We start from the raw sequence: 18,130 nt of genomic DNA, 5'->3' as shown, positions 1-18,130 counted from the left end.
ATCGGCTCATGTTTTTATTATATTTGAGTTGAATAAATAAATAACCGGCTCATGGTATATAGTTGGCAACTTCCAAACTGGCCTGAATTCACTTACGAAATACAGAAAATACAACCTTTAATCCTTGCCTTGGCAGAGGAAATCGGCGAGGTTAACGGCATGATTATGGGCTTATCTGATGAATTAAAACAGGAAACCTTATTACAGCTAATGTTATCTGAAGCAGTTAAAACATCAGAGATTGAAGGCGAAATTTTAAGCCGGGAAGATGTAATGTCATCTATCCGAAATAATTTGGGATTAAATCTTAGCCCGATCTATGTTAAAGATCAGCGGGCCGGAGGTGTGGCTCAACTGATGATAGAAGTGCGTAAATCGTTTGATCAGCCTTTGCGTTTGGATACGCTTCTCGAATGGCATGTAATGTTGATGGCAGGTTCAAAGCATATTAAGCCAGGTCAGTGGAGAATTGGAGTTGAACCGATGCAGGTAGTTTCTGGTGCGTATGGACGCGAGGTTGTACATTACGAAGCACCGCCTTCTTCAGAAGTCCCACGGGAAATGAAGCGCTTTGTTCAATGGTATAATAAAGCAATATTTCCACTAAAAGTTGGAATAGCCGAAGCGGTGCTAAAATCGGCGATAGCCCACTTGTATTTTGAATCTATACATCCTTTTGAAGATGGAAACGGCCGTATCGGTAGAGCGATTGCCGAAAAAGCTTTATCACAATCTTTAGGGCGACCTGTAATGCTCAGTCTTTCTAAAACTATCGAGGGGAACAAAGCTGCTTATTATGCAGCGCTTAAGGAAGCTCAAAGATCATTGGAAATCACTCACTGGATAAATTATTTTGCTTCGGTGATTCTTGAAGCCCAGCGTGATGCAAAAAAAATGGTTCAGTTTACTTTGAAAAAGGCACATTTTTTTGATCGTTATAAATATCAGCTTAATGACCGACAACTAAAAGCTATCAATAAGATGATGGAAAAAGGCGACCAGGGATTTGAAGGTGGAATGACAGCAAGGAAATACATCAGCATAAATAAAACTTCTAAAGCTACCGCTACACGTGATTTACAACAGCTAAACGAAATGGGTATCCTTACCCAAGTAGGGGCTGGCAGGTCGGTAAGCTATCAATTGAATTTAGTTTAAATAACGTATGCTAAAAGTAGCAAGGTATCGCATTGTGCGATACCTTTTGCTATTTATACCTATTGTGCATTCTGCAAAATAGCAAGTCCGAGTCGGATAAACTCGGAGTAGATTCCAATTCTCTTAACCCATTTTTGTATAAAAACACCTACCTCGTACATGAGGTGTGAATTTTATTTAGATCAGGTGAGCACTTTTGTGCTTAATAGATCATAGTTGTGATAAAATGAATCCAAAAAAAAGAACACAAGGTGTGCAAAAGTTGTGAGGTATTCTCAGACGAAGGCTACAACTTTGCCTGAGACGTGCAACATCAAGCTGTGCTTGTACGACAGCTGACGGAAGTTTGGGTTTGAAAATTTAACATCTATAAATGAATAATTATGGCAGCAGAAATCATCACGAAGGAAGACTTGCAGGAGTTCGGTGAACGACTGCTCGGTCAAATGAAGGCGCTGATAAGCGGGGGTTCAAATGAAGAACCAAGAAAGTTTATAAAGAGTTACCAGGTCAAGAACCTGCTTAAGATTTCCAATAATACCCTGCAAACGCTCAGGGATAACGGCACCATTCCTTTCACTAAGATCGGCGGTATCCTGTATTACAATTACGAGGATATCATGAAAGTCTTAAAGGGGGAAGTTAAAAGCAAGCGGATCAGTTTCAGTAAATAGATATGTGTTCAGCCTTCAGGAGCAAGCCATGTTTTCGCTACGCTTAAACGGCTTGCTCCTTCGGAGGTAAGCGTGATTTTGCACTTCGTTTAAAATCAAAGATCATGGGAAGACCGGCTTTACAGGAAGAAGATAAAAGGATCATACAGGTCAATATCCGGCTCACGAAAGAAGAGAATGACATCGTTTGCCATTATGCCGAGGCATCAGCAATGACACCGGCCAACTGGATCAGGCAAAAAGCTTTTACCGGCAGGTTCCCTGCCATCAAGCTGTCACCCGTTAATGCGGAATTATATCGGGAGCTACACAGGATCGGCGTAAACCTGAATCAAGCGGTCAGGCAGGTACATGCAGGAAAAATTTCACCTGCCTTTTCAACGATCCTCCTGGCACTTCTCAAAACGCAAAAGGACATACTTAACTGTTTACTGAAATGACAGCAGACCAGGTAAAAGGAAAAGGATTCAGGGGCGCACTGAGATACAACCTGCAAAAGGTCGATCAGGGCGTTGCTAAAATTCTCGATATGTCGTTCACATCGGGCAAAGAGGATGCTATCATGCAAGAAGTGGCTTTGGTCAGAATGTTAAGGCCAAGCCTGCAAAAATACTTTTACCATACCTCCCTTAACTTTCCGCCAAATGAAAACCTGGCTGATGAACAAATGAACATTATTGCAAATGAATATTTGAACAACATGGGATTCGATCAGCACCAGTACGCGATCTTCCGGCACTTTGATGCGGATCATCCGCACCTGCACATCTTGGTCAACCGTATCGGCTATGACGGCAAAGTGGTATCCGACAGCAAAGACTATCAGCGGAGTGAACAGGTGCTGAGAAGACTGGAAAAGCAGCATGGGCTGACCGAGGTTATTTCCAGCAGGCAAGCGCAGGAGAGGGCAATGACCAAGAACGAACTGGAGATGATGAAGCGGACAGATGAACCATCAGTCAAGATGAAGCTACAGGTCCTTATCAAAAATGTGCTCAGTGAAAAGCCTGCTGCAACACAGTTCATTCAGCAATTAGAAGCACAAGGTATTAATGTATTATTTAACCAGGCCAGTACCGGCTTTGTAAGCGGCATATCGTACGGTTATGAAGGTATGCTGTTCAAAGGCGCTCATTTAGGTAACGCTTATAAATGGCAGGCCGTAAAAAATGTTATCAGTTATGAACAAGAAAGAGATCGCACAGCAATATACCAGGCAAATCTTAGGACAAGAGAGCAGCCGTCAGCAAGAACCGGACAATCAGCCGGTGGCGGAACAGCAACCGGAGCTGACGCAGATACAAAAGTTACTGCCGGAAATAGAAAGGATGTACAGCAGGGCACTGGAAAACTACAGGATCAGATCGGAAAAGCTAATCGAAAATACAAGCAGGCGGCTGGAACTGATGGACAGCACGGCAACCAACCTCGCCTTTCAGATACAAAGGATAGTCAGCAGCGCGGAACTAATTTACAAGGCCAACCATCAGGTCGGCAGCAGGTGGGTTATCAGGCTTTACCTGATAGCGATCTTATCGGGAGTTTGCTCGGCACTGATCACCATGCTGGTGATATGGATCAAACTGCATTAAATGAATTTAAACGTAAAAGAAAGAAGAGAAAGGGGCAGAGGATGGGTTAGCAAAGCTTAATGAAATTACGCAAAGGTAGTTTCAAGTTTATAACCCCTACCCCGTATAACAACAATTTTAATACCCGGATCAGGTTCTAGTTTTTTCCTGAGCTTTGATATGAACATATCGAGGCTGCGACCCACTATAATACCTTCATCTTCCCAGATCTCTTTTTGCAGCCGACTTCGCTCTATCGTCTCGTTTGGAGACAAGGCGAAAATACGCATTACACGGGTTTCAGTTCCGGTCAAATCTGTGGTAGTTCCATTTACTGTAAGCCTGCCTTCCTTCACGTCAAACAAAACAGAACCTAAAGTGATCATGTCCGCATCCTTACCTAGCCCGCAAAACGGTCTCCGCATTTCCCCCGACCTAAAAAAAAGAAAACCAACAAATGCTAAAAACGGCAGGCTACCTAAAAGGTACTCACTCTTTAATGCGTTGATGCCCGCTGGCTTAAATTTAATGTTGACCATATAATGTGCCCTTGGTTGCCTTCTTCCTTTGCAGGCTACAATATCATCTTTTTTGTATTTTGATATTGCGTATCCGTAGGCTACACCGGGGCTGCCACTATTCAAAACATTAACTACATAATCACTTGCAAGCAGGTCTTTACCCAATAAGCGCTGGGTGATACTTACCAGTGAATCTGCTTGAAAGGTAAGCTCATTCTCAAACCTGATCTGGTATTCATTTTCAGTGATCTTTTTTACGGGAAGCACCCTTGATGTACTATCACCCGATTGTAATAGCAGCTCATGCCCTATTTTTCGAAGCAACATTTCCCGTCTGGCTATAGCAAAGTCGTCACCACCAGTCATACTAAAAGCTGCGCAGATTGCAGCAGTAAATAAAAGCAATGTCGATCCAACGAAATATTTGCCTTTCCCGGATACGGATAGGACATTTTGGCTACAGCTCATAGTGTCAAATTATTATTTACAAAGTTTACATTTTTATTTACAATCCAAATTCCTCCTGCCTGATGACAAGCAATTACTTTCGCTTATCTGATCCTACAAACGGAAGCATGGGAACTTCAAAGTCACTATCACAAAAGTTTAAATCTTACCAATTTTAAATATATAAATAATGAAATTCGCGCACTTATATTCCTTACTATTTGTCTCTATTTTTTTTAACTGCTGTGGACAAAAGAGAACTGAACCACATCGCGATAATATTAATTATGCAATTAAAGACACGGTTACTGCCTACGGCCCGAATAGAATGGTTCGGAATGTAAAACAGGGCCGAAACGGTACCATTTTAATTGCATCATCATTCGCCGGTGTTTTTAGATACGATGGAAAATCGTTCACAAACCTCACCAGTAAAATAGGCCCGCGCAGGTATTGGAACGTCCTGGAAGACCGGCGCGGATACCTTTGGTTAGCTACTACAGATTCGGGTGTTTATCAATACAATGGGAAATCCTTTCGACACTTTACAATGAGAGAGGGGCTTGCCAGTAACAGAGTTTTTTCTATTTATGAAGACAGGGCCGGTAATATCTGGTTTGGCACTGGTGAGGGGGCAAGCCGTTATGATGGAAAATCTTTTAAAAATTTAACAACTAATGACGGACTTTCTAATAATAGCATCCATACGATCTTAGAAGACAGAACCGGGAAACTTTGGTTTGGTACAGGCGGCGACGCTTGTGTATATGATGGAAAAGCGTTTACTGTTATTAGAAATAAAGAGGGGAAGGCTTTTTACAATGTTTGGTCAATCATAGAGGATAGGAAGGGTAATATTTGGTTCGGTGCATCAATAATCGAAGATAGAAAAGACCACAGGCTATCTGTTTCGCCTGGTCTTTGGCGTTACGACGGCAGCTCCTTTACTAAGGTAACTAATCGGGGTGCTTCTGCTGTAATGGAAGATAAAAAAGGAAATATCTGGACTACCGGTAGCTTAAATCCTAATGGGGTTGGCGACTGGGCACTTTCACGATATGATCAAATGTCTTTGTATAATAAAACCCTCACTGTAACCGAAATAATGTCGATAAAAAGGATGCTCTGCGGGATTCTGGAAGCTGACGACGGAAGTGTTTGGTTTGGGTCAATGAACGGCGTGTATAGGTATGATGGTAAGATCATCACTGACTTCAGAAGTAAAGTGTATCAAAAATGAAGACTTTAAATTATTTGTCAATTATTATAAATCAATATTATCTCTAACATGAACAAATTATCAATCCCCTACTTCATTTTAATTATTGCTGCTTTCTTCTTTGGTTGCGGTGGACCTGTAAGAGAGAAAAATAAAAATGCAACACCAAGCTCCTTATCCTTACATGTTGGGAACGGAAAATACAAGATGATAGATACCAAGAAAAGTGTGGTTGCATGGAAAGGTTCTTCTCTAAACGGCTTAAACACTCAAACCGGGTACGTCTATATATCAAAAGGAGAATTGTTGATTGATAACAGCCAACCCGTGAGTGGTACGGTTGAGGTTGACATGAACACAATTGAGGATAAAAAACATGGGCGTGAAAATAAACTGGTTAATCACTTAAAAGACCCTGATTTTTTTGAGGTTGAGAAATTTCCTTTTACTACAATGGTAATAACCAATATTAAGCCAATAGATGGTGGGAATAAAAAAGTTAAAGGGAACCTGACTATTAAAGGCATCACACATCCGGTCACATTTCCAGCCAAAATAGTATTTAAGGATGGAATTGTAGAAGCCAATGGCAGACTGGTCATCGACAGGACAAAATGGGACGTTAGGTATAAATCGGCAAAGTTCTATGAGAATTTGGCCAATCAAACCATGTCTGATTCCATTGAATTTCAGATGAGGATAGTAACAATTCGTAAGGATTAATAAAGCCTCCGCCGACAAATAACTTGACCAATGACATAACTTGCTACAAATGTAGAAATATAGAAAACTAGATTGCTAGATTTATACAAATGTATATTTCTATAAATCTAGCAACTTAGAAATGCGTATGCATTTCTAATACTTGAACTATGCTTGCCTGGGCTATAAAAGACAAAAGCCCTTTAAGGGGCTTCAGATTATTTTGAATTCTTTAAAATTTCAATTTTCTCGTTTTCTTTTTCGAGCAATCGTTCGTAAAGTTTTTTATTCTCTAGATGAAGCGCTTTAATTTCCTCCAAAGATTCAAGCCATTTCTCCATAGGATTTATGTTACACTTATAATATTGAGCATACGCAACCGCTTCATCATTAAAAGTATTGGCAATAATATTGACCACCTTTTCCTCGTCAAAATTCTTAATTGCTTCTACAGGCACTTTAAGTATTGTCGCTACCTGGGCAAGTATATCTTCTTCAATTGTCTCTTTAGCTTCGAGTAATGAAACTCTTTTCTGGCTCCATTCATCACCCAACGCATAAGCCAGGGCTTCTTGTTTCCAGCCGAGCATTTCACGGAAACGTTTGACGTTACGGCCTTGATGTACTTGGTTGGGTTTTTCGGTATGGCTGTTCATTGGTTAGATGTGCTAATATGATATAAGCAAATATAATAAAATATGTCCATGCCAAAAAAAGGTGCCTGATGAGTTACTGGAATAAAATAGTCAGCGCAGTTTCTCCGATAGAAGCCGGTAGGATGGGATAGAAATGACACACTGCGGAGCTTTGTTTTGCCGGTTGATGGAGGCCGGTTTAAACAAAGAGCATCATGTACAACGGAACTTATGCACCCTGGGAACATTATCCTAAAACACTTCGCCATTACGAAGTGGAAAATCCAATGTCGGTAGTAGTCGATTTTTTTAGTGCTGATTCAGTAAAAGGTCACGGTAAGCGATTAAAGGAATGGCGTTATTATGTAGTTAACGACGAGCATTATGATGAAAAACGTCATGGCCCCGGCACCCTGCTTTTTATATATGATCTTAACTTAAGGATTTTAGAGGCTATGTACCTGCTATTGCTCAATTACAAAAACTTTTCTTACCAGAGGAAACAGCTTACAGAAGAACAATTGGAGGAAGAGAAGGAGCAATGGGAGTACTATCCCAAGAACCTTTCCTTGAAAGAACAGCTTGAACCCTATAAGGCCGTTAAAAAGGTCTTTAAGAAAATCAAGCCACAGGAATACAGGGATCAATTGCATGAGTGGTCACACGTAGCGCTTTACAATAATGCGGATGACGAGGCTTTATATGCAGGCGAGGTGATTACCGTTTATGAAAACTTAATCAAGCTGTATTCGGCAGCATGGATGATTTGCCAACGTGAAGGTGGTCGGCCACTACTAAAGCGTAACAAGGTTGGAAATAGTTTAGCCGAAACATCTACGGAACCAGTTGCGCTAAGGGCAATAAACCCCGAACCTACAGCAGCCGAAAAACTGGCGTTGGAAAAAATTAAAAGCCTGATAGTAAAACGCTGTCCTGAAGTTCAGCTGATTATTCATTTAGGCACACATCCCAAGCCGTTTACATTTTACCTGCTTATCCTGATAGGCGATGATGAAAAAACACCGGAGCATCAGATTAGTAACAAGATAGAAGATAACTGTCAATATTTGGCTCATGTGCATGCTATCGTACATAAAGTAAACAGCGCGAAAGAAGCGCTAATTAAAGGCAGACGGTTTTGGTCAACCGTTATGGACAAGGGAAACGTTCTGTACCAATCCTCCGAATTAACATTACCTGCTCATTCAGAGATAACTAGGGGAATATTATTAGCAAGGGCACAATTCAATTGGGAGAGATGGGGTAAACAGGGCCATGAGTTTTTAAAAGGCGCTGAGTTATACAGGGCGAATAACAATTTCAGGCTGGCAGCATTTCTTCTGCACCAATCCGTTGAAAGCGGTTTAAAAGCTATCATACAAGCCGTTATAGGCTACCGGGTACAGATGCATAACTTGTCGCGATTACTAAGGCTTACCTTATTGTTTACTGATGAATTAAAAGAAGTGTTTGAACTTTCTACCACCGAGGGGGCGCAATTATATCAGTTACTGCAAAACGCCTATTCACAATCACGGTATAGCAGTTCATTTGACCCTGATGAAGATTCTGTAAGGTTATTATTAAAACAAGTAACAAAATTCAATCAGGTAGCGGAAAGAGTTTACCAGCAATATATAACAGATATTGAAGCATAACAGTGTCAATAGTATTTGCGGGGGCGCAAGTGCTCGCCTCACGTACTTTAAAAGCTGTTTATAATATGAAAGTACCGCCAGGGCGCTTAGTAGCATGTGGGGCGGTTGTTTTAATCGCCCGACCCTGCTGCTGAAATTTGAAATGACCTTATCCCACCTCCACAGCTGCGGCAGGCAGCTTCATTACACCACGCGCTGTCGCGCCGGGTTTAATTGCGCCGTCAGCCTCGCTGCCGCTGGCAGGAGTGCTATTCGTTCCTCATAACACACCTGCCATTTCCCCCCGCTCAAAAAAGGGAAACCACTGCACCGCATTCACAAAATTAGCACCGCAGGAAAACTGTCAAGGGTATATAAACGGTGCGGTTAAGTATAAGAAATTAATGGCTGCACCGCCCTTGACAGTTTTCCTGCTTGCTGCTGCCGGTTGTTTAAGCGTTGCAATGGGTTAGTGTGTTTGGTTAAAATAAATTCAATCTTATGTATCCGTCAAATAATGTTAAGTGCCACTGTCTGACGTGATTCTTAAAGTTTCCTACGAAAAAATGTCGCCCTTATTGTGAAGTGAAAGTTTGATGGAAAGAATAGGTATTGTAAAACAAAGTTAATTTCACAGTATTAATTCCATATTTTAGATTCATATTTATATGATGAAGGATATTAATTTTATAATCACAGATTTGGATGATACCCTTTGGGATTGGTTAGCAATGTGGCATAATTCTTTTGAGCCTTATTTAAATAGGATTGCTGACGAAACAGGTATTGACCAACAACAGCTTATTATTGGCTTCAAAGAATTGCACCAAAAATATGGAACTACAGAAATGTCATTTGCATATAAGGAGCTTCCAATCATTGAACCCCGATTTTATCCTCTATTTGATACTGACAAGGGAGAAGTTAAAAGTATCCTCCATGAGTATTACTCAAACAAGAAAAATAATTTAAGATTATATGACCTTGTTGTAGAGACACTCAAAGAGATCAAAAGTAAGGGTGTTAAAATTGTTGCTTTTACAGAATCATATGTGTTTTTTACGAAGTACAGATTTAAGCATCTAAATTTGGATGGAATTATTGATGCGGTATATTCACCACGAGGATCTGAATTACCGTTATCTGTTTATAGGCATTACCAAGAAGATTTTTGGGAGCCAAAAATAACCGAATTTAAGGTCTTGCCCAACGAAACCCGAAAACCAAATCCGGAGATATTGGATCAAATTATTGCAGATTTTAAAGCTAAAAAGCAGAATAGCATTTACGTAGGCGACAAATTAGACAGAGATATCTATATGGCACAAAAAGCGGGAATAACAAGTGTTTATGCAAGTTATGGCCATGTGATAGATAATGCTCAATATGATTTATTACGTAATGTAACACATTGGACAGACGAGGATGTAAAGAGAGAAATGGATTTCAAAAGTCAACCCAAGGATATAAAGCAACCAGATTATACAATCCAGCGATTCAGTGATTTATTAAAAATATTTAATTATGTCAAATTCAGCTAACGCCACACCTGACGATGCAACATTAAGAGTTTGGGAAAAAACAATTGATGTTCAGCAGCATTTTAATAATATAGAATTACAAATTAGAAATTACGCTCTCACCTTGTTTACCGCGATACTGGCAGGAATTGGGTATTTATTAAAAGAGAAAATCACCATTCCGTTCCATGATTACCTTATCCCCTCTTCTGCTATTGGGGCGTTTATTGGAATTGTCATAATGTGTGCTTTTTACTTTATGGATAAATATTGGTATCACAAGCTTTTAATAGGTTCTGTAACGCACGCCATGAGGATTGAAAATAAGTTCACTACTACTTTTGAAGATATTGGATTAAGTACAACAATCGGAAAATACAGTCCAGTTAACATTATGGGGCAAAAATTTCGTTCCGACTGGAAATATTACTTTTTTTATTATCCACTTATTGGCGTATTCGTAGCATTGTATTTTATCCTTTTGATATGGGCTTAACAAATTGGTATGATGGTATCAAAACGAAGTATGACATCAAGTCAATTAAATTGATTACCCTGGTATTGACTATGTTTATTGGCACTATTTCAATCTTCGCGTTAAAGGGAAATCCATTAGACCGTAAAATAAATAGCTATGTTAAAACCAATCTTTCTTCAGTTAAAGATTACAAGCCTGTCCGGGTTTTGGTACTACAAAAACCGGATTCTATTCAGTTAGACTTAATCAAAAGGATTTTGTTAAAAAATGGAATCAATCTACTTCAGTATAAATATTACAAAATTGCGTATACCCAATTCCAAAATAACGATACTGTATATGTTAATCATGTTATATTAAACAGAAAGGATGTGATAATTACAATGGATGAACCATCTCGGCAGCAATAAGATCATTCATTATCATAAATAATGATTTTTTGTACGTTCATCTTCACTCCATCAATTTCGAACGTAAAGTGGGAATCTGTTTGAGCAAACAAAACTGACCGTCCGAAATGAAGTTGTCTGTGGTGATTAGGGCATACCGTAATAATATTATTAATACTAAGAACACCTGTTTTGAGTGTAGACACGTGTTCGACATGGTGCGCTTCGACATAGGGATCACCATTGTTTTTTACGAAGGAATAGGGATTCAGATTTTGGGCAATGCAAATAAGGCATTTGAAATCTGCAAGCGATTTTACCTTGTCTGCGATTGCTCCCCTTTCTATATACGATGAAATACGTTGCCGAATTTCCGGTATTTGATTAGCAAATCGTTTATCAAGTTCAATAATACCTTTTATTGTATCCGCTTTTTTTTGGGCGTCATTAACAACATACACTGATGGGTTTTTGAGTAACACCCAATTATTATCAATTTTTCTAACCCGATCCTTAAGTTTTTGATTTAGGTAGTAATTAAGGCTTCTTTGAGGGGTTTGGCTACGTCCGTAATCTCTGTACTGCCTTTCAGCGATTTTTTTTAATATTTCGGGCTCTGAAGCATATCCGTCTAAATCAGTTAGCGCTTTAATTATTGCATCTACCCATTCCATAAACCAAATTTATTATTATATCCTGAATTGTTTGTCACCAATTCGTTATTGATTAATCTCCTTAAGGGGTAGGAATGGCGAAGGATTTAAACGCTTTAAACAGTTCTAAATTCACTAGAAATTCTTCTTAATAACTATTGCTTCACGCTAGCTATTTGCGTACATACCTAAAATATATTGCAGGTTATTGATACAAATGATTTAATTTGCTTTTATAAACCCTAAACATGGCTGATAGCTTAACAATTCCGGCACTTAAAGTTAACCAATGGCTTCCCGAATGGGACGATGTAAACTTTGATGATTCTAATGATAACAGGAGAAAACCGGAGCCATATTTTTTGATGTTTACTATTAAAGCAGGATTGTTAAAAAAGCTATCTAAAGTTTATCACAGGAAAGCCGACGAAAACAGAGATGTTGAGATTGGAGTTCAGAGAAAACACGATCCTGAGAGATCTCTTGAAATCAATAAATACGTAAAAGTCGGATATCCATTATCTGATTATGCGAAAAATGACAAGGCCATTCAAAATTTAGGGGATCTCAAAATGCCCGGTTGGCTGCCCACTGCTATTGTAGCAAATATCTTAAAACAAGGTGAAAGCCGTGGGAAACACTCTTTGAAAGATCTTGATGTTATCCGCTTATCAGAAGTAGGCGGCTTTGTCAACTTACAACTGCCAAACACCGTAAACAATCCCGACTGGAATCCCGATGTTCCCCCAATAGAGATTATTGACGGTCAACACAGACTTTGGGCTTTTGATGCTGACGATAAAATTTCTGATGAGTTTGAATTCCCCGTTGTTGCATTTTATAATTTAGATATAACGTGGCAGGCTTATTTATTTTACACGATCAATGTTAAACCTAAAAAAATAAACAGAAGTTTAGCCTATGACCTTTATCCCTTGTTGAGGATACAAGAGTGGCTTGAAAGAGCACCAGAGACTGCTTTTGTATACAAGGAAATTAGAGCCCAGGAAATTGTAGAAGTATTATGGTCCTACACGGATAGTCCATGGAAGGATAAAATCAATATGCTTGGTGATACTGCCAAATCTATAGGCGAAGGGAAAAACGTTCCGAATATAACCCAAGCGGCCTTTATCAGAAATCTAATAGCCACTTTCATTAAAACGACAAGTAATAAAGGATTAGGCGGCCTGTTTGGTGCCAAATTGGCGGACGATTATAATTCACCTTTAAATTGGAATAGGACACAACAGGCATCCTTTATAATTTATGTATGGGAGGAAATGTATACGGCAGTATCAAAAGCCCAAGAAAGTTGGGCCGCTAGTTTAAGAGGAACGACCTACACAGCTAAGGAAGAAAAGTATACCGACCCTGCTTTTTTCAGTAAATTCAGTCTATTAAGTTCAGATCAAGGTGTTAGAGGGTTTCTACACATTATGAATGATATGGTTTTTAAACATTCCGTTTCCCTTGAAATAAGAAATATAAAATGGGAAATTGACAACGAACAAATAAAAGAAGAAAGAATTGATCCTGCTGATGTAAAATCAATTATTGCGGACTTTAGAAAATCTAAACTGGCAGAATTTATTGAAAAGGTTTGTAATGAACTAATTAAATTTGATTGGAGAGTATCATCTGAACCAGGGTTATCTGCTGAACAGAGACGAAAACAAATGCTTTTTAAAGGCAGTAGCGGGTATAAAGAACTAAGAACACAATTGTTGGTGCAGCTTTCGAACGCGGGGGATAAAACCATTAATGAAGTTGCTGATGATATCATTAATAATTTAGGTTATGCCAGCTAATGCCATTGCAAACGCATCCAATAGCATTGTGCTAAAGGCGTTAAATACCAGTGATTTACAGCAATTTGCAAAAAATATTTTAATTAACCCAGCCAATAGATACATTGGTTTTAATACGCATTTGGCTGATATTAATACCAACCCCAATAACATTAAACATCCTGATCTCGCTGAATATATAGGTGTCTCTACCATGTGCCATACTTTTGATGGGTGGAATTTTTTTTCACGTGGTATAGAGGCATTGGTTAACGGCGATATTTCCAGTTGTATACATTTTGTATACTATGCTGAATTGAGGTCGATCATGGGAATCATGGCATCAGAGGGGATCGGCATCTTTGATAAGAAACATGTTTATTATGACAAAAATGATAAAGCCCATACTTTCAATGGCCCCACACATCTAATCGCTTCCGAACTCATTAAATATTGGGCTGATAGCGGTAAAAAGAAGGATACTATATTTAAAACGATTCAGTTAAATAATTTCAATTTAAAAGATTGGATAATAGCGACAGGAGGATCAACAACGAGCGCCTATTCTACCTCCCTGGTTAAGGAATGGTTCTTGAATTGGAGCATTGATCTGCGCTTAAAGGAGGATCAACTTCTAAGGAATGAGAATTCTTATAAGCCTCACTTCGATATTAACCAGGTCGGTATTACCTCGTTATTGGATAAGATTATTAAAATCTGGGAATCTCTAGAACCTGCCGCATCCAATCGTTTTCCAGATTTGGATATGCATCTTTCCAGGATTGCCTTGGAGCATTTATTTGTACGGACAACAGGAAAGCCTGTTACAGATAAAGGTTTTGAACCATACATCACAACTACGTTTAACACAATTGGTGAACCTGTAAAACAAAATCTGTTCGACTTTATTTTACGGAAAACCTCACCTGACAATCATATAGTCATCCAGGAAGCCAATAGAGATTTACGTAACAATAGAATAAATTTGACAGATCCTATCCCAATGATTTGTAGAGCGTTATTATTATTAAGATTCTCAACTGGCTTCGCAAATCAAACATTAAATGATAGCGGTGTGAATTTAAATAACTTAAAATTTTGGTGGGAAGATATTGCCTATAAAATAGGTGTTATCGATAGTACGCCTACTTCAATTGATTCGCCAGACTTGTATGCGGACATACAGGAGGCCATTATAGGCTTAAACGCAAGCAAAGCCGGTATCTCAACGATTTATGAAACCAATTTATTCTGTTATCCAGATTTGCATAATTTAAAACAGTTTCAAAGAATTTGCTTTTGGGGACTTGGCATATGAAAATTAATGTAAACCCTCCTGTTAAACCATTTTTGAGATGGGCCGGCGGTAAATCCTGGCTGATTAAACATTTATATCAATACTTGCCCAAAGAAGGATTTAACAATTACCATGAGCCTTTCTTAGGAGGAGCCTCAATATTTTTTCACCTTCACCCTGAAAAATCTTTTCTATCAGATTTGAACAACGATCTTATTGAAACATATATCACTGTAAAAAACAATGTCGAAGAAGTAATTAAGGAAATATCAAAATTTGAAAATACAGAAGCGTTTTATTACAGCATAAGGCACCAACAATTCGATAACGATGCAAAAAAAGCAGCACAATTTATATACCTTAATCAAACATCATTTAATGGTATTTATAGGGTAAATCTTAGAGGGGTTTATAATGTGCCATTTGGGTATCGAAGTAAAAATTTTTATGAACCCGATGTTTTGAGAAGTGCAAGCCAGGCATTGGCAAACGCTGAACTTTCAAATGTGGATTTCAAAAAAAGTATTGATAATATCAAGGCGAATGACCTTGTGTTTCTTGACCCCCCCTATACGGTTACCCATAACAATAACGGGTTTATAAAGTATAATAAAAATTTGTTCGACTTGGATTCGCAATACGCCCTATCAAATTATATCGATCAGATTAAAGACCTGGGGGCGTATTATATTCTGACAAATGCCGCGCATCATCAAATAGAGGAAATTTTTAAAAAAGAGAATGATCAAATCTTACGCTTGGACAGGGCTAGTCTGATCGGTGGCAGAAATGCTAAAAGAGGAAAATATGCTGAACTGGTAATTACAAATATTGTTTAATGGGCTTCATACCGCAAATTGAAATAGATCTTTTAAAGGGAAAACTTTCCACAGATTTATCAGCTCTTGGGAAAATCTACAAGTCCAAGAAAAAAAAGCACCAGTCAATGAGTGTAGATCATTCTTTGGTTGATGATTTCATTACCAAAGGCTGGGAAGTGGAAAAGACATTGGCAACTAAAACAGTAATTAAGAAAGATAAAACACACTCCAGACAATTTGAAGATGATATTTGGTGTCAGTTTTATGAATTAGGTTACAGAAATCTAAATTACGATGAGACATTTTGTTTGCCATTCAGCAGTGATGTTAGTGATAAAAAACAGATTGATATAATTGCGATCGATAAGGAAACAGTTTTCTTAGTTGAATGTAAATCAAGTGAAAAGCTTAAAAAGGCACCATCTTATAAAGATATTTTTGAATCCCTGGGATTGAGGTTAGATGGTTTTAGAAAAGTTATTGAACAAGCATTTGGCAAAGGATTGAAAGTCAAATACATATTTGCAACACGAAATTTAAGACTCGATATTGAAGATGCAGATTTCGCAAGACTATCGAAAACAGGATCTTTTTATTACAATGATAATACGTATGATTATATCAACAGTCTGATTAAGAATTACAAAGGTGCTTCTCGTTATCAGTTTTTGGGATTATTATTTAAAAATGAAATCATAAACCTGGAGAAGATCGAAATTCCCGCTGTTGAGGGTGAGATGGGTGGTAGAAAATATTATATGTTTTCAATAGAACCTGGGTTACTGTTAAAAATGGGTTACGTTTTACATCGCACAAAGGCGAATGAAGCAGAATTCCCTACTTACCAAAGGTTATTGGTGCCAAGCAGATTACCGGTTATAACTAAATATATTAATGGTGGCGGTTACTTTCCCAACGCAATAATTTTAAACTTTAGTCCTAAGAAACATGCTATTAGCTTTGAGCCCTCATCGAGAACAATTAGCTCAATTTCAAGGTTCGGGACATTAAAAATCCCTAATGCCTACGGCATAGCGTATGTTATTGATGGTCAGCATAGACTTTATGGCTATGCTGATTCCGATTATAAGGATTCTAATACGATACCTGTAGTTGCGTTTAATGACCTTTCAACTATTGAGCAGTTGGAGATTTTCATGGACATCAACCAAAATCAAAAAGCTGTTAGCCCAAGTTTACGGTTAGATTTAGAAGAAGATTTGTTTTGGGATTCAGATCGCGCCGATTCAAGACTAAAAGCTTTGCGGTCATCTATAATTAAAGGGCTTACAAACTCACAAAGTGGCTCCTTATTTAATAAAATCTCAGTTGGTGAAGATTCTTATTTATTAACTTTTAAGCCGTTTTACAACGCTTTAACGTCTTCGGGCCTTCTTCCTTCGGCGAAAGGAAACAAGTACACTGAAGGCACCACAATTGCTTCTATTTACAATGTAAACAATCACAATCATAACGATGAAATGATTCGGTCAAAAACCAAAATTGTCCAGTTTATTACTTTGTGTTATGATTTTGTTGAGGAAAAATATTCGGAGATATTCGAACGTCCAAATTATTTTATTCTTTCAAATCGAGGTTCATTTGCATATATCGCCTTACTCGGAAGCCTTAATTCATTTGTAACAGAAAAAGGTTTAGTTAATTATAATACGTCTTCAAAGGATCGTTTTACCGAAATAGAAAAATATTTAAAAGCATTACTGGATTATATCAAGATCATTCCTAAAGAAGAGGAAAAAAACCAACTTTCACTGTTAGGTTCAACGGCGGACACGAAATGGCTTCGATTTTTTCAAACTATCGTGAATTCCCATTTCCCCGACTACGAGCCGGCTGAATTAGTCCTTTGGAAAGAGATGCACGATGAACAATTGCAGGATGAGGGCCGTAAATATGGGGTAACCATTGAGAAGCATATGAAACGAATTGTGCTCGAAAAAATTCAGTATTTGTATAAAGAGGACTGGGAGCTTGAAATTAATAGCATAAAGCGCGAGTGTTTGAAAAGGGCTGAAGAGGAAAATGAGAAAAATTATAAAGATGGTCTAAAAAAGAAAAATGTTCAATGGACGGAGATGTTCAACATCAATGACTATAAATGGATCATCGAAAAGTACTGGACCAAAGTGCCTGAAATTGACGCTGAAAAAGCAGGGTTTAAAACTTTTGAACATGATTTCGCTATTAACGCTGGCTTCGGTTTCCACAGCAAACCGGAAAAATTAAAATGGATCTCGTTTTTTAACTCTTACAGAAATCTTTGGGCGCATGAAGGGACAAAAGAAAAACGGCTTAACCGAGACGAGGTTCAATTTTTAGAAATGATACATTCTCATTTTGAAAACAAGTCGACAAAGAAACTAACTTAAGGTATTTGTTGAAACTAAATGTGCCGAGCTCATTTTTAAATATTTAGTATTTTTTATATTTGTGTTTCGATCAGGCAGAGTACCAAAGTGAGTACCAGCGAATTTGAGCGGTCGATAACTGATTGTAAATCAGGATAAAAAACAGCAGGGTTCGGAGACAGTAACTGTCTTGACCGTTTATTCAAAATACCTTAAAGGATACCAAAACACTTTACCTTCTAATATCTT

Annotated in this window: 16 protein-coding genes; 13 read left to right on the top strand and 3 right to left on the bottom strand. The window is 38.3% G+C overall.

What is annotated here, in order from left to right; all coding sequences use genetic code 11:
- Nucleotides 1-51 precede the first annotated feature (51 nt).
- From NPE20_RS11540 to NPE20_RS11525, 4 genes are all read left to right on the top strand, one after another.
- Complete coding sequence (locus NPE20_RS11540) at nucleotides 52-1,158, top strand: Fic family protein (RefSeq protein WP_256538810.1); 1,107 nt, start codon at nucleotides 52-54, stop codon at nucleotides 1,156-1,158.
- A gap of 383 nt (nucleotides 1,159-1,541) precedes the next feature.
- Nucleotides 1,542-1,832: a helix-turn-helix domain-containing protein gene (locus tag NPE20_RS11535; RefSeq protein ID WP_256538809.1), complete on the top strand. Its 291-nt coding sequence runs from the start codon at nucleotides 1,542-1,544 to the stop codon at nucleotides 1,830-1,832.
- A gap of 104 nt (nucleotides 1,833-1,936) precedes the next feature.
- A complete protein-coding gene (locus tag NPE20_RS11530) occupies nucleotides 1,937-2,272 on the top strand; it encodes a plasmid mobilization protein (protein ID WP_256538808.1) in 336 nt (111 codons plus the stop codon).
- Entirely contained in the window at nucleotides 2,269-3,474 is a 1,206-nt protein-coding gene (locus NPE20_RS11525; protein ID WP_256538807.1) for a relaxase/mobilization nuclease domain-containing protein, read from the top strand. The genes NPE20_RS11530 and NPE20_RS11525 overlap by 4 nt, the downstream gene beginning before the upstream one ends.
- 15 nt (nucleotides 3,475-3,489) lie before the next feature.
- Here NPE20_RS11525 and NPE20_RS11520 read toward each other — a convergent pair whose 3' ends face one another.
- On the bottom strand, nucleotides 3,490-4,392 hold the full coding sequence (locus NPE20_RS11520) for a helix-turn-helix domain-containing protein (RefSeq protein ID WP_256538806.1): 903 nt from the start codon (nucleotides 4,390-4,392) through the stop codon (nucleotides 3,490-3,492).
- A gap of 307 nt (nucleotides 4,393-4,699) precedes the next feature.
- Between NPE20_RS11520 and NPE20_RS11515 the strand changes: the two genes are divergently transcribed.
- Nucleotides 4,700-5,611 carry a ligand-binding sensor domain-containing protein gene (locus NPE20_RS11515; RefSeq protein ID WP_256538805.1) on the top strand — a complete coding sequence of 304 codons (912 nt, stop codon included), beginning with the start codon at nucleotides 4,700-4,702 and terminating at the stop codon, nucleotides 5,609-5,611.
- Between the two features lie 48 nt (nucleotides 5,612-5,659).
- Complete coding sequence (locus NPE20_RS11510; RefSeq protein ID WP_256538804.1) at nucleotides 5,660-6,313, top strand: YceI family protein; 654 nt, start codon at nucleotides 5,660-5,662, stop codon at nucleotides 6,311-6,313.
- Between the two features lie 197 nt (nucleotides 6,314-6,510).
- Here NPE20_RS11510 and NPE20_RS11505 read toward each other — a convergent pair whose 3' ends face one another.
- A complete protein-coding gene (locus NPE20_RS11505; protein ID WP_256538803.1) occupies nucleotides 6,511-6,948 on the bottom strand; it encodes a helix-turn-helix transcriptional regulator in 438 nt (145 codons plus the stop codon).
- Nucleotides 6,949-7,142: 194 nt separating this feature from the next.
- On the opposite strand from NPE20_RS11505, the gene NPE20_RS11500 reads away from it, so the two are divergent.
- The 3 genes from NPE20_RS11500 to NPE20_RS11490 all read left to right on the top strand — a co-directional run bounded on the left by NPE20_RS11500 (nucleotide 7,143) and on the right by NPE20_RS11490 (nucleotide 10,580).
- The gene (locus NPE20_RS11500; RefSeq protein ID WP_256538802.1) at nucleotides 7,143-8,585 is read left to right on the top strand and encodes a HEPN domain-containing protein; all 1,443 of its coding nucleotides are present in this window, start codon (nucleotides 7,143-7,145) and stop codon (nucleotides 8,583-8,585) included.
- Between the two features lie 647 nt (nucleotides 8,586-9,232).
- Nucleotides 9,233-10,105 (top strand): HAD family hydrolase, encoded by an 873-nt coding sequence (locus NPE20_RS11495; protein WP_256538801.1) that lies wholly within the window; start codon nucleotides 9,233-9,235, stop codon nucleotides 10,103-10,105.
- Nucleotides 10,089-10,580, top strand: a complete 492-nt coding sequence (locus NPE20_RS11490) for a hypothetical protein (RefSeq protein ID WP_256538800.1) — start codon at nucleotides 10,089-10,091, stop codon at nucleotides 10,578-10,580. The genes NPE20_RS11495 and NPE20_RS11490 overlap by 17 nt, the downstream gene beginning before the upstream one ends.
- Before the next feature lie 394 nt (nucleotides 10,581-10,974).
- On the opposite strand, the gene NPE20_RS11485 is transcribed toward NPE20_RS11490, so the two are convergent.
- Nucleotides 10,975-11,625: an HNH endonuclease gene (locus NPE20_RS11485; protein WP_256538799.1), complete on the bottom strand. Its 651-nt coding sequence runs from the start codon at nucleotides 11,623-11,625 to the stop codon at nucleotides 10,975-10,977.
- 227 nt (nucleotides 11,626-11,852) lie between these two features.
- Here NPE20_RS11485 and NPE20_RS11480 point away from each other — a divergent pair, with 227 nt between their 5' ends.
- Genes NPE20_RS11480 through NPE20_RS11465 form a run of 4 tightly spaced genes read left to right on the top strand, consistent with a single transcriptional unit; the run spans nucleotide 11,853 to nucleotide 17,902 of the window.
- A complete protein-coding gene (locus NPE20_RS11480) occupies nucleotides 11,853-13,415 on the top strand; it encodes a DGQHR domain-containing protein (RefSeq protein ID WP_256538798.1) in 1,563 nt (520 codons plus the stop codon).
- Complete coding sequence (locus NPE20_RS11475) at nucleotides 13,405-14,712, top strand: hypothetical protein (RefSeq protein ID WP_256538797.1); 1,308 nt, start codon at nucleotides 13,405-13,407, stop codon at nucleotides 14,710-14,712. Before NPE20_RS11480 ends, NPE20_RS11475 begins: the two co-directional genes overlap by 11 nt.
- Nucleotides 14,709-15,530 carry a DNA adenine methylase gene (locus tag NPE20_RS11470; protein WP_256538796.1) on the top strand — a complete coding sequence of 274 codons (822 nt, stop codon included), beginning with the start codon at nucleotides 14,709-14,711 and terminating at the stop codon, nucleotides 15,528-15,530. The genes NPE20_RS11475 and NPE20_RS11470 overlap by 4 nt, the downstream gene beginning before the upstream one ends.
- Entirely contained in the window at nucleotides 15,530-17,902 is a 2,373-nt protein-coding gene (locus NPE20_RS11465; protein WP_256538795.1) for a DGQHR domain-containing protein, read from the top strand. The genes NPE20_RS11470 and NPE20_RS11465 overlap by 1 nt, the downstream gene beginning before the upstream one ends.
- Nucleotides 17,903-18,130: the final 228 nt, after the last annotated feature.

Origin of the sequence: Mucilaginibacter aquariorum, from assembly GCF_024498135.1 — a bacterium.
In the GTDB taxonomy this organism is placed as follows: Bacteria; Bacteroidota; Bacteroidia; order Sphingobacteriales; family Sphingobacteriaceae; genus Mucilaginibacter; species Mucilaginibacter aquariorum.
Note: the sequence above shows the minus strand (reverse complement) of the source record. Positions and strands in the feature narration are given on the sequence as shown.

Coding starts and splice junctions, on each gene's coding strand:
- NPE20_RS11480 (WP_256538798.1), top strand. CDS start 11,853: ATGGCTGATAGCTTAACAATTCCGGCACTTAAAGTTAACCAATGGCTT.
- NPE20_RS11505 (WP_256538803.1), bottom strand. CDS start 6,948: ATGAACAGCCATACCGAAAAACCCAACCAAGTACATCAAGGCCGTAAC.
- NPE20_RS11515 (WP_256538805.1), top strand. CDS start 4,700: ATGGTTCGGAATGTAAAACAGGGCCGAAACGGTACCATTTTAATTGCA.
- NPE20_RS11510 (WP_256538804.1), top strand. CDS start 5,660: ATGAACAAATTATCAATCCCCTACTTCATTTTAATTATTGCTGCTTTC.
- NPE20_RS11475 (WP_256538797.1), top strand. CDS start 13,405: ATGCCAGCTAATGCCATTGCAAACGCATCCAATAGCATTGTGCTAAAG.
- NPE20_RS11465 (WP_256538795.1), top strand. CDS start 15,530: ATGGGCTTCATACCGCAAATTGAAATAGATCTTTTAAAGGGAAAACTT.
- NPE20_RS11525 (WP_256538807.1), top strand. CDS start 2,269: ATGACAGCAGACCAGGTAAAAGGAAAAGGATTCAGGGGCGCACTGAGA.
- NPE20_RS11485 (WP_256538799.1), bottom strand. CDS start 11,625: ATGGAATGGGTAGATGCAATAATTAAAGCGCTAACTGATTTAGACGGA.
- NPE20_RS11490 (WP_256538800.1), top strand. CDS start 10,089: ATGTCAAATTCAGCTAACGCCACACCTGACGATGCAACATTAAGAGTT.
- NPE20_RS11530 (WP_256538808.1), top strand. CDS start 1,937: ATGGGAAGACCGGCTTTACAGGAAGAAGATAAAAGGATCATACAGGTC.
- NPE20_RS11540 (WP_256538810.1), top strand. CDS start 52: ATGGTATATAGTTGGCAACTTCCAAACTGGCCTGAATTCACTTACGAA.
- NPE20_RS11495 (WP_256538801.1), top strand. CDS start 9,233: ATGATGAAGGATATTAATTTTATAATCACAGATTTGGATGATACCCTT.
- NPE20_RS11535 (WP_256538809.1), top strand. CDS start 1,542: ATGGCAGCAGAAATCATCACGAAGGAAGACTTGCAGGAGTTCGGTGAA.
- NPE20_RS11500 (WP_256538802.1), top strand. CDS start 7,143: ATGTACAACGGAACTTATGCACCCTGGGAACATTATCCTAAAACACTT.
- NPE20_RS11520 (WP_256538806.1), bottom strand. CDS start 4,392: ATGAGCTGTAGCCAAAATGTCCTATCCGTATCCGGGAAAGGCAAATAT.
- NPE20_RS11470 (WP_256538796.1), top strand. CDS start 14,709: ATGAAAATTAATGTAAACCCTCCTGTTAAACCATTTTTGAGATGGGCC.